At 35.6% G+C, this 11,608-nt stretch carries 14 protein-coding genes; 10 read left to right on the top strand and 4 right to left on the bottom strand.

Translation table 11 applies throughout. The features are described from left to right. Position 1: 1 nt before the first annotated feature. Genes J7W16_RS06625 through J7W16_RS06605 form a run of 5 tightly spaced genes read left to right on the top strand, consistent with a single transcriptional unit; the run spans position 2 to position 4,106 of the window. Positions 2-757 (top strand): amidohydrolase family protein, encoded by a 756-nt coding sequence (locus tag J7W16_RS06625; RefSeq protein WP_210596482.1) that lies wholly within the window; start codon positions 2-4, stop codon positions 755-757. 12 nt (positions 758-769) lie between these two features. Then, a complete protein-coding gene (locus tag J7W16_RS06620) occupies positions 770-2,044 on the top strand; it encodes a phenylacetate--CoA ligase family protein (RefSeq protein ID WP_210596481.1) in 1,275 nt (424 codons plus the stop codon). Further along, a complete protein-coding gene (locus J7W16_RS06615) occupies positions 2,025-3,134 on the top strand; it encodes a 3-dehydroquinate synthase II domain-containing protein (protein ID WP_210596480.1) in 1,110 nt (369 codons plus the stop codon). The genes J7W16_RS06620 and J7W16_RS06615 overlap by 20 nt, the downstream gene beginning before the upstream one ends. Before the next feature lie 23 nt (positions 3,135-3,157). Further along, the gene (locus J7W16_RS06610; protein WP_210596479.1) at positions 3,158-3,919 is read left to right on the top strand and encodes a 2-amino-3,7-dideoxy-D-threo-hept-6-ulosonate synthase; all 762 of its coding nucleotides are present in this window, start codon (positions 3,158-3,160) and stop codon (positions 3,917-3,919) included. A 10-nt stretch (positions 3,920-3,929) separates the two neighbouring features. Continuing rightward, entirely contained in the window at positions 3,930-4,106 is a 177-nt protein-coding gene (locus J7W16_RS06605) for a hypothetical protein (protein ID WP_210596478.1), read from the top strand. Positions 4,107-4,203: 97 nt separating this feature from the next. On the opposite strand, the gene J7W16_RS06600 is transcribed toward J7W16_RS06605, so the two are convergent. The 4 genes from J7W16_RS06600 to J7W16_RS06585 all read right to left on the bottom strand — a co-directional run bounded on the left by J7W16_RS06600 (position 4,204) and on the right by J7W16_RS06585 (position 7,124). Then, positions 4,204-4,950: a glycerophosphodiester phosphodiesterase gene (locus J7W16_RS06600; protein WP_210596477.1), complete on the bottom strand. Its 747-nt coding sequence runs from the start codon at positions 4,948-4,950 to the stop codon at positions 4,204-4,206. Positions 4,951-5,047: 97 nt separating this feature from the next. Further along, on the bottom strand, positions 5,048-5,809 hold the full coding sequence (locus tag J7W16_RS06595) for a TatD family hydrolase (protein WP_210596476.1): 762 nt from the start codon (positions 5,807-5,809) through the stop codon (positions 5,048-5,050). A gap of 92 nt (positions 5,810-5,901) precedes the next feature. Next, positions 5,902-6,828 (bottom strand): 3'-5' exonuclease, encoded by a 927-nt coding sequence (locus tag J7W16_RS06590; RefSeq protein ID WP_210596475.1) that lies wholly within the window; start codon positions 6,826-6,828, stop codon positions 5,902-5,904. Positions 6,829-6,953: 125 nt separating this feature from the next. Next, positions 6,954-7,124, bottom strand: a complete 171-nt coding sequence (locus tag J7W16_RS06585) for a hypothetical protein (protein WP_210596474.1) — start codon at positions 7,122-7,124, stop codon at positions 6,954-6,956. A 162-nt stretch (positions 7,125-7,286) separates the two neighbouring features. Between J7W16_RS06585 and J7W16_RS06580 the strand changes: the two genes are divergently transcribed. The 5 genes from J7W16_RS06580 (at position 7,287) to J7W16_RS06560 (ending at position 11,475) form a co-directional block, all read left to right on the top strand. Beyond that, complete coding sequence (locus J7W16_RS06580; protein ID WP_210596473.1) at positions 7,287-8,555, top strand: ATP-binding protein; 1,269 nt, start codon at positions 7,287-7,289, stop codon at positions 8,553-8,555. Positions 8,556-8,658: 103 nt separating this feature from the next. Next, the gene (locus J7W16_RS06575) at positions 8,659-9,339 is read left to right on the top strand and encodes a DsbA family protein (protein WP_210596472.1); all 681 of its coding nucleotides are present in this window, start codon (positions 8,659-8,661) and stop codon (positions 9,337-9,339) included. Between the two features lies 1 nt (position 9,340). Beyond that, positions 9,341-9,769: a disulfide oxidoreductase gene (locus tag J7W16_RS06570; RefSeq protein ID WP_210596471.1), complete on the top strand. Its 429-nt coding sequence runs from the start codon at positions 9,341-9,343 to the stop codon at positions 9,767-9,769. A 206-nt stretch (positions 9,770-9,975) separates the two neighbouring features. Next, positions 9,976-10,185 carry a hypothetical protein gene (locus tag J7W16_RS06565; protein WP_210596470.1) on the top strand — a complete coding sequence of 70 codons (210 nt, stop codon included), beginning with the start codon at positions 9,976-9,978 and terminating at the stop codon, positions 10,183-10,185. A 3-nt stretch (positions 10,186-10,188) separates the two neighbouring features. After that, a complete protein-coding gene (locus J7W16_RS06560) occupies positions 10,189-11,475 on the top strand; it encodes an ATP-binding protein (RefSeq protein WP_346726911.1) in 1,287 nt (428 codons plus the stop codon). The last annotated feature ends 133 nt before the right edge of the window (positions 11,476-11,608 follow it).

The raw sequence follows: 11,608 nt of genomic DNA, 5'->3' as shown, positions 1-11,608 counted from the left end.
AATGATTATCGATGCACATGCACATTTATCAAATACAGAATACGGTAACACAGAAATGTATTTGAAAATATTGAAGGCTGAAGGGATTAGCCAAGGAGTTGCGGTTCCTGGGGCCATGTTAGATGTTAGAAAAATGACCGACTATATTACTGGGAAATCAAAGCCCGACAATCCGATCCCTGATAATAAGTATGTAGAAAAAGCAATGAAAGATCATAAACAAATTCGTGGGTTTGTCTGTTTAAATCCACATGACAAAGATGTGAGCAAGCAGCTTGAAGATAGTAAGAAGCAAGGATTTAAAGGCTTAAAGCTTTCTCCGTTATCGCACCAATTCTCATTTGGATCTAAAGGTGTGGCGAGCTTGGCTTCATTATGTGGAGATTATGGTTTCCCTTTGTATTCACATGTTGTCTATAATCCCGGCGCATCTACGAGTAAATTCGTTCAACTCGCTAAACAATTTCCAAAAACGAATTTCATTATCGGTCATATGGGATTTGGACCTGCAGATCTTGAAGCAGTTGAAGCGGCAAGAAAATTTAAAAATGTATTTCTTGAAACATCAACAGCTAATTTCCTTCATATTGAAGAGACAGTAAAGAAAATCGGTGGTTCAAAAGTGATTTTCGGTTCTGAATATCCTCTTGCACATCCAGGAAATGAACTTGACAAAATAATGAGACTTTCGATTAAAGATGATCAACGTGATCAAATTTTGAGTGGAAATATAAAAGAGCTTCTTCAATTGAAATAGGGTGAGTATTTTATGACTAATGAAGAAGAAAAAGTAGAATCACTTAATCAGGTTCTTGCCTATGCAAAGACAGCACCTTTCTACTCAAACCGAATTGGTAATAACAAGCTAACTAGTTTAGCTGATTTAAAAACAATTCCAATCACAACAAAACAGGATTTGAGGGAGCAGTCACCTTATGGTTTGCTTGCAACTGACAATAGTCTATTAGCTCAGTATCATGAATCATCTGGAACAACAGGTCAGCCTGTATCCATTTGGTATAGTGCAAAAGACTTAAAGGAAATTACAGATCAAATTGCAACGAGTGGTGTAACAATGACAAATCAAGATGTTGTCCTCATTCGCTTTCCATATGCCTTATCGACAATCTCACATTTTTTGCATGAGGCTGTTCAAACATGTGGTGGCTGTGTGATCCCTGCTGATAGTCGGACAACCATTACGCCAATGCCTAAAGTAATTGATCTTTTGAGTAGACTTAGAGTGACGGTTCTGGCTTGTATCCCACTACAAGCAATCATGCTTGCTGAAATGGCCACACTTCTTGGATTTGATCCGAGAACTGATTTTCCTAATTTGCGTGCGATTTGTACAGCTGGTGAACCACTAACCCCGTATAAACGAGACCTAATTGAAGAGATTTGGGAAGTACCTGTCTTTGATAATTATGGGATGACAGAGATCGGCACAGCGATGGTTGATTGTCAGGAACAGCAGCTGCATCTTTTTGAAGAAATGTTTCATATCGAAATTCTAAAAGATGATCTTCAAAATGAAGTGAAAGATGGTGAGGTTGGAAACTTAGTCATAACAACACTTCGTAACCGAGCAACCCCACTCATTCGGTATGCTACAGGTGATCTTGTTCAACGAAAAGAAAAGAAATGTCTTTGCGGTAAAGGCCACCCCTATGTTATTAGGGGGAGGAAGGAAGAAAGTTTATTAATCCAAGATCAAATCTTTGATATTTATGAATTAGAAGCGATCCTCTCACCATTAACGGCGAAACGTTTTTGGGTTGCAGGAACAATAGATGATCAGCTCTATTTATTAATTGAAAAGGAAAATGATAGCGATCAAGTGAGTAATGAGTATATTAAAGTTTTGGAAGACTACTATAAAGTTAATCTTTTCATTTATTTGTTAGATAAAGGAACACTATATGACAGAAGTGAGCCATTAGCATTTGGAATGAAGGCAAAACCACGTTACTTTTTAACAGGGACTGAACTGAAAAATTTATTAGCCGAGAGGGGTATTTTAGATGACAGTAAAGAAAGATAGACAGGTTTGGTTTGATGGTAGAGGGATTTCAGTAGAGAATATGGATGTTTGGGAGATGATTAATCATTCGCCGATTGATAAGGTACTTGTGACGATTCAGCAACGTCAAGAAGGGTACTTCCCGCAGAAAATGACATTTATTACAGAAGTCCAAGATCTTCAGCAATTAGCTGAAGTCGCAAGTGAAGATATTGTTTTCTCTGATAATAAGGAAATTTTAGCTGAAGCTAAAAAGCTAGGATTAAAAACATGCATTTTCTATGCAGTAAATGACCGTGAAATGTTAGAGCGTTGTTCTTTTGAAGCAAGTGACTACGATTATGCTGCTGTTGATTTCGATCTACCAACAAATATACCACTAGAATTAATTATTGCGAGATTAGAAGAAAGCAATACCGTGTTATTACGTGCGGTAAATACAGCGATTGATACTGAGATCGCTTATGGAACATTAGAAAAAGGGAGCGATGGTGTCTTATTTGCTACAGCCAATGCTGATGAGGTCAAAAGACTTACAACATTTATGTCAAAGCAATCATTACCAAAGCTTGATCTTCATCCAATGGTTGTAACCGAGGTCCATCATGCGGGAATGGGTGTTCGAACTTGTATTGATACAACTGGGATTATGACTCAAGATGAAGGGATGATTATCGGATCAACTTCAGGTGGTGGTGTATTCGTTTGTTCAGAAACTCATCATTTACCATATATGAATTTACGACCATTTCGAGTTAATGCTGGTGCCGTCCATTCTTATGTTTGGCAACCAGAGGATGCTGCTGAATATTTAAGTGATTTGAAGGCTGGAGACAAGGTGTTATGTGTTAATACGCAGGGGGAAACTCGTGTTTTAACTGTTGGACGAGTGAAAACGGAGGTTCGACCAATGTTACTCATTAAAGGTACTGTTGGAGACCGTGAAATTAATGTCATCGTGCAAGATGACTGGCATATCAGAATTATGAGTGCAGATGGTAAGCCACGTAATGCGTCAACAATCAAACCTGGAGATGAATTATTAGCGTATATTTGTGAACCCGGAAGACATGTTGGCGTAAAAGTGACTGAAACAATCATTGAGAGATAAAGAAAGTAAAGAGGTGAAACGATATGTCGGGTAAAGAATTACGTTTGAAGAAACTATATCATCATTCCGACAAGCTATTAATTGTTCCTATGGATCACGGAATTACGATCGGTCCAGTAAAAGGGTTAGATACGATTCAAAACACAGTAGAACAGGTCTTAAATGGCGGGGCTGATGCAGTTATTGTTCATAAAGGTCTGGTTCGCTATTTAACAGATATCCTTGGTTCGAATGCCGGAGAACTAATTATCCATCTATCTGCATCAACTGCACTTGTTCCTGAGTTGCAGTCGACAAGAAAGGAAATAGTCTCCTCTGTAGAGCATTCAGTAAGAATGGGTGCGACTGCCATTTCGGCACATGTGAACCTTGGTTCCAATTTCGAAGCTGATCAACTAAGAGATGTAGGAATGATTGCTGAGGAATGTGACAAATGGGGCTTACCACTGCTTGTGATGATGTATGTTCGAAATGGTTCTAAGGAAGATGAGTTTGATTCAAAGCGGATTCGCCATGCAGCACGTATTGCAGAGGAATTAGGAGCAGATCTTGTCAAAGTAAATTATAGCGGTTCAACAGATTCCTTTAAAGAAGTAATCTCAGGTGTGAAAATCCCTGTCTTAATTGCTGGAGGAGAGCAGTTGAATACAAGTGATGATCTACTGACGATGATTAATGATGCTGTTGAAGCAGGGGCAAAAGGAATTTCTGTCGGAAGAAATATTTTTCAGAATGAAGACCCAGGTAAACTATGTTCATCAATACGAATGATACTAGATAAATAGGAGGATTATAATGAATAATAAGGACGTAGGTAAAGCAATTGAAAATCTATCAGGTAAAATTCAGCAATTAAAGGCTGAAGGAAAAAGTGGTCAAGACATCCAAGGGGCTGTATTTGATATGTTAGGAGAAATGGGGTTGAATATTCCCCCAGAGATTTTGGAGAAGATGAAAGGGAAACAACAATAAAGGACAATAATTAAGATGGTTGAAATGCCAATATAGATTCGTATGTCCCAAAAGGTTTGTTTAATCTTTTGGGACATTTTTTCTATGTAAAAATTTATTATGCTTGAACTAGAGTTTCTCGAATAGTAAGTGCTTTTTCCGGCCAATCAGTTATGATTGCTGAACAATTATTTTCTAGTAATGACTGAATATCGTTCACCTCATTTACAGTGAAAGGACGAACACGAACCCCAGCAGCCTTAGCTTCCTTTAGTAGTTCGGGTGTAGCAACAGGTAAATAACAATGCAAGCTAGTTGCACCAACGACCTTAGCATAATTCCATGGCTCGAATAGGCCTTCCATAAATAGAATAGCAGTTTCTATACTCGAATCAAATTTTCGTACTTCGACAAGGCTATAATGATTGAAAGAAGATAGTATAACTCGATTTGCTAGATGATACTTTTTTACTAGATCAATAACTATTTTCTCAATACCAGGGTAACGTACTATCCCTGTTTTAAGCTCGATATTCAGAAGTAGATCAGATGATGTAGCCCATTGTAATAATTCTTCTAAAGAAGGGATTGAAGCTTGTTTGAAAGAGGAAGAAAACCAACTTCCTGCGTCAAATTCTCTTATTTCTTCATATGTAAAATCCTTCACCCAACCTGTTCCATTTGTTGTTCGATTAATCATTTCGTCGTGAATAATTACAGGTATTTGGTCCTTTGTTAGCTGAACATCAAGTTCAATGCCCTCTGCCCCTAAATCTTGGGCAGCTTGAAAAGCAACCATTGTATTCTCTGGGTGTGTCCCAGCCGAGCCTCGATGAGCAAAAATGAGTGTTTTATTAGTAGGCAATTGTGATCACTCCTGATTTAAATTATCTACAGTGTATTTCGGTGCACTTACAGTCTCACCCTTTTTACTATTAAAGACTTTACATAAACTTAACATCTTAGTTAAAACAATAACATCGTTTAGTATTTATATTCGTTTCGGTATGGATTTGCTCAATCGTTTTATTTTTTAATGAGGATAAATGAGTGATAATGTCTTGCAACAGTAAAGGGCTTGTTTGTCTAGATTTAAATGGTCCAGTGTATTTCCAAGGACCATCTGTTTCAATTAATAGTTGATTCAGTGGGATAGCTCGAGCTAGTAGTTGGTCACGTCTTCGATAACAAACCTCTGGGGTTACTGAAATGAAATAACCTGCACGACTGATTTGTTCTAATACATGACTTGATGCTTTAAGCCAGTGGAAATGAGCTTTCTTTATCTCTAATTCTTGTAGGAGTGAAAGAACCACCTGAGCTTTGTCATGAACTGCATGTAATGCTACAGGTAAGGAATGAATTTTCGCTATATGTAAGTAGCTAGTTAGTCTATCAATGTATTCAGTGAGGGTATGTGATAAGTTATTTATTTGGTAATGGGGGAGTCCAATTTCACCAATGCCGACAATTCGTTTTCTTTCGATCTTAACAAGCTGCTCCCATTCCTTAACATCTTGTTCAGTAGGAAGTGGGTACTCTGGATGAAACCCAACACAGGCTTTTATCATCTCGGGGTGTTTCAATTGAAGTTCAAGTGTTCTATATGAAGAGGGGAGATCATTTGATACAGCAATGACTTGAGTGATTCCATTTGCATGCCAACTCTCTATTTGCTTATCTAGTTCTAGATATTGATCTAGATGGATATGTGAGTCAATCACTATCCTCATCCCTTTCCGAAAATTATATTATTTTAGATAAAAAGAAAAACTTAAAATTTAAATGGGATATGTATGAAGGAAGATCTTCATCCTCACTTCATTTTAAAAGCATTAAGTGGTTGATACAGATACTCATCTAAAATTAGTACATTTGATGAAAAAGCTGCGTGCTCTTCATATGCTGCCACGAGTCGATGGTGAAATCTAATAAGATTTTCGATATTGCGTATAATCGTTTCATTGAATAGGCCAGAGCGATTCAGCCGTATATTATTGTATTTTTTAACCAAATTCCTTGTTTTCTTCACAAGTTTCTTAGCCTCTTTCATTTGAAAAACATCGTCATAGCCAACTACATGTAAAAGATCAGATTTAAGTTTCTTGTCTAATTCTTCATTTATTTCACCTATTAAATATGAATCATTATCAAATATAAATTTCTCTACCATAATTAAATCTGTCACAATAGGAAATCGTAAGAATTGCTGATAGATTCGTAAGGTGTTAAAAGAATCGTACATTGGACTATGTTTCTCGCCGATGAAATCCAATCCGTATAGCTGTAAGGCTGTTTCAACCGATGCGTTCGTTTTTGAGACCCTTTTCGTAAAGATTTCTTGGAAGTCGATATAGCGTTTCTCTATTTTAGCAAGTACAGAATTCGGAATATCATGAACGGATGCATCTAGTTTTAATCGTATTAGATCACTTTGTGACCATGAGAAAAATTGGGACTTTTTCACACCGCCAACCCATGATAAAAACTCAGAAAAAACGATTGTAAATGAATTTGCTTTTTCAAGATCTTCATCAGTAATCCCTGTTAAATTCTTGCAAAATAAACTTAATGGTTTCGTAGATTCGGGTTTAATATATTGATCAAATGTCGAGGTTTGTTCAGTCTCTAAATCATATTTAACCGCACCGAGGCGAATAGCTTCCATTGAATCAAAGCTCATTCCCTGATCAGAGCAAAGCATTTCAAAATCAAAAAAGATATATTGTTTCAGTTTAGCCAATGTAGGTCCTCCTCTCCTAACAGAGAATTATAAGAAATTTCTCTTGGAAAGGGAAGGACCAATTACATCCAACAAATCACTTGATCGAAAATTTATGATTAAACACAGTAATTAAGTGTTCAAATTTATTGACCACCTTGGGGTTTCACATCCTTCTCATCTTGACCAATGGCTTCCATCCCGATCTGCTCCTGAACATTAAGTTGAATCTTCTTGTTAACAAGCTCTTCACTTTTCAAATTTAGATCTGGTTGCAAATTATTATTTTGAGCAGCTTGTTCATTCCATTTTCCCATATAGTTCACCTCGCTTGTTTAATTATCGGATAGTATCACCGATTTCCTATAAGGTTATGTTAATTTAATGTAAATTTCGATAAAAAAAGACAAAAGTATACAGGGATTACTAAAATGAGGGAGAATCTATTCTTATCATTGTATGATGGAAGAAGGAATGAAATGGAAACAAAAATCAATTTGATTCAATTTTCGGCTTTCCTATTGGTGAACCTATCATATGTTTTTGTTCTTTATTTTGTTTTTCATCAATTTCTCGCTAGAAAGTATAAAAACTTTTCTACTAATTTATTTATTATTTTGGTTTCGTGCATATCGATATTACTTTGTATGAGCTTCTCAGTTGAAGTGATGGAAGGATATATCCTTGATATGAGAATCGTGCCATTCATCATTGGTGTGTTATATGGTGGACGGAAAGCTGGGCTAATTCTTTTGATCACCTTATGCTCGTACCGGTTTTATCTAGGTGGAGAGGGAGCTCTTGTTACTTTAATTGAATACTTAATTATTTATGGATACATTTGGTTTATGATTCCTGTTTTCAAAACAACAACAAAAATAAACAAAAAAGTGAGGATTGCTTTTATTGCAGCGAGCGTTGATGCTCTTAGTTTATTATTTATTTTTTCTTTAAGTCCATTAAGTAATTGGTTCCAATTTTTTATTTTCGTTATTTTATATTGCATTCAAATACTAGGTGTTGTATTTATTGTTCACTTTATTGAAAAAACTCGTGAAGACGATGATATTCTCTCAGAAATAATAGAACTAGACAAATTGAAAATTGTAAGTGCTATTGCTGCAAGTATTTCACACGAGGTAAGAAACCCGCTGACAGTGACTCAAGGTTTTCTTCAATTTTTACGAGAACCCAATATTCCCGAGGACAAAAGACTGCAATTTATCGACTTATCAATAGAGGAATTGCAACGAGCATCATTAATAATAAATGACTATTTAAGCTTTGCAAAACCAACTTTAGGTCGTATTGAAAAATTGGATGTATATTCTGAAATTACCTATGTCATAAATGTGCTTACCCCTTTTGCGATGATTAATAATGTCGACATTAAACTTATTGGCACAGAAGGGATATACGTATTAGGGGAGAGACAGAAATTCCATCAATGTCTAATTAATATTATGAAAAATGGGATTGAGGCAATGACATCTGGTGGGGTTCTCACAATTCTCCAAGAAGGAATTGGCAACCAATCAATAATTAAAATTCGAGACAACGGGATTGGAATGAGCTCTGAACAAATTGAAAAGTTAGGATCACCATATGTATCAACAAAAAACAGCGGAACAGGGCTCGGAACTATGGTTACTTATCGAATAGTGAAAGAAATGAGTGGTCTGATTGGTGTGAAAAGTGTATTGAATCAAGGAACTGAATTTACTATTACACTGAAAATTGTCAGATGAAATGGTGAGAAAGAAGGTTTGTTTATTTTTCATTATTTTTTTAACGATTTTTTACTGGATATCGTATAAAATAGAGGTAATTATTTGAAAAGAGGTAGATTGAATGAATAAAACAACATCACCTATGAAAATGGCTGTAGTCCTTACATTAGGAATTATTATTATTTTAACGTTATTAATCTTACTTAAAAATTACTCTACAACACCTGAAGCCGTGGTTTTTGATGAACAACCCCCGATTAGTGGACAGCCACTTTTAGGAAATGTCGATGCACCTGTATCTGTAGTCGAGTTTGGTGACTTTAAATGTCCAAGCTGTAAAGCCTGGGGAGAAGCGGTATTGCCACTTTTAGAAGAAGAGTATATTAATAATGGTTCGGTCAACTTTTCATATGTTAATGTATTGTTTCACGGTGAGGAATCTGAAATAGGGTCATTAGCAGCGGAGTCTGTCTTAAAACAATCACCTTCTGATTATTGGACATTCCATAAACAATTATTTGAAGCACAACCTGAAAGTCAAAACCATGATAATCTTTGGTTAACAATTGATGCAGTCGTGGATATTGCCAATGGGATCCCATCATTAGATTCATCATTATTAAGAGAAAGCATTGAACAGCAGGATGAGATTGCCGAGGTTAATAAAGATACTCAGCTTGTAAATGAATATAATGTTACGTCAACACCGACCGTCATGATTAATGAAAAGGTTGTTGAAGATCCCTTTGATTACGAGATGATTAAAAGTATAATAGAAGAAGAATTACAGGAACACGAGTAATATGAATATAAACAAACCATTATTTTTGTACTCCGCTTGGCTCGTATCACTTGTAGCAACCTTAGGAAGCTTGTATTTTAGTGAAATACTAGGGTTTGTTCCTTGTGATCTATGTTGGTATCAGCGGATCTTGATGTATCCTTTGTCACTTATATTGGGGATTGCTACATTTAAAAGTGATTTCACAATAAGAAAATATGTATTACCACTCGCAATGGTTGGTTGGATTATTTCCTTATATCATTATTTAATACAGAAGATACCTGGTTTTGCACCAATCAGACCATGTGTTAGTGGAGTACCATGCAATGCTCAATATATTAACTTTTTTGGTTTTATAACGATACCATTTCTAGCTCTTGTCGCATTCTCACTAATCATACTTTTCATGTCTCTGGCCAGTTCAACTATAAAAAACTCGAGAGAATAGCACTTTTTTTAATGTGCTATTTTTTTTGGTTAATTTAAAGTTAATTGATTAAACTGTCTAATCGGAAATAAGACTGTTAAGTTTAAGAAAATGCTGCACTAAATGAACATAATGAGTGTTATTTAATCTGAAAAAGAATAATCACTATAATATTCAGTCATTTCCTGTATAATTAACTAAAATCAGTTGTAAGGAGGTGTATTTTAATGAGAGTAATTGAGAATGAAAATCAATTTTATACTAGTCTTAAAGAAGCTGCTGACCATATTTTAGAGGTATTAAGCAAACAAATGAATGTCAACACCTTTTGTGTGGCTTCTAATAACCAAGTTATGAGTATGATACATAGTGTTTTTCACCGTAAAGAGGTATTGTTTGAATCAGGAACACAGTTGAATTTTTTGGATGCCTATTGAAGTATAATTGGAACAGGGCGTGACCCTGTTATTATAAATGATACATCTCAACACGCACTTGCTAGTAAAATGGACGTGACAAAAGAATTAAATATAAAAAGTTTTCTGGGAGTACCGATTATTACAAAAAGTGGTGAAATTTTCGGGACGCTTTGTGCGATAGATACTTCACTTTATACGTTTCAAGATAAAGAGGTTGTCTTATTACAATCAATGGCTACATTTCTCTCCTATTTTATTGAGTTAGAGAATTCGGAGAACTTATATCGTCAGTTAGTTGAAAAATCTCCTGATGGTATCATTATTGAGAAAGAAGGGGAACTGCTTTATGCTAATCCAGCAGCTGCCATTCTTCACGGAGTCAGCAATGAACAAGATCTAATAGGTAGGAACATTTCTAGTTTGTTAGTTTCTGAAGATACATTTGATAATGACCAAAAGATCATTAAGACATGTCAACAGATGAATACCGTTAATGTAATGGAAAGAAAATTGAAACAGGAAAATGGAGAGTTTCTTGATATTGAGGCAATGGAGCAGACCTTGATTTATAGAGGTGAACCTGCAAAACAAATCATAATTAGAGATGTTACTGATAAGAAAAAGGTAGAGCATTTCATTCATAATTCAGAGAAGCTTTCACTTGCTGGACAGCTTGCAGCTGCGGTAGCACATGAGATTAGAAATCCATTAACAGGCATTAAAGGATTTATTCAATTGCTCAAGGGTTCAGCTAAAGAGAATCATCTTTACTATGATATTATTATGGCAGAAGTAGAGCGTGTAAATGAAATCGTTAATGAATTTCTTTATTTAGCTAAACCTGAGATCCCAATAGTCAAAAAAAATGATATGGTCGAGTTAATTAAAGAAGTAATTGTTCTCTTAAATACACAAGCGATTTTAAAAAACGTAAAGATAAGCATAGATGTAAATACTTCAACAACACTGATTAGTTGTGATCGTAACCAAATTAAGCAGGTTTTTAAAAATATTATCAAAAATTCAATCGATGTGATGTCAAAGGGCGGCAATATATTAGTTTCAATCTTAAAAACAGGAACAAAATTGGTGGTCATAGTAGATGATGAGGGAATAGGTATTTCAAAAGAGAGACTCTCTCGACTAGGGGAACCTTTTTATACGACAAAAGAAAAAGGGACTGGGCTTGGGTTAATGATCTCTCGAAAAATTATCGAAGAACATAATGGTACAATTAGTTTTGCTAGTATTGTTAACGAAGGAACAACTGTTACGGTTGTTTTACCAATAGCAGCTGATCGGTGTTAGTTGCTCAAATATGTCAGAATGTAAAATCGTAAAGAAGAGGCTGGGACAAAAGTGATTTAACTAATAGAAAATCCGAACAATGGTGGTTGGCGGATGTAAACCGCTCCTGAAATATACTTCGCTTTCCGCGGGA

Origin of the sequence: Halalkalibacter suaedae, assembly GCF_017939705.1 — a bacterium.
Lineage (GTDB): Bacteria > Bacillota > Bacilli > Bacillales > Bacillaceae_D > Halalkalibacter > Halalkalibacter suaedae.
The sequence above is the reverse complement of the archived record's forward strand: the minus strand, read 5'-3'. Positions and strand labels throughout refer to the sequence as shown.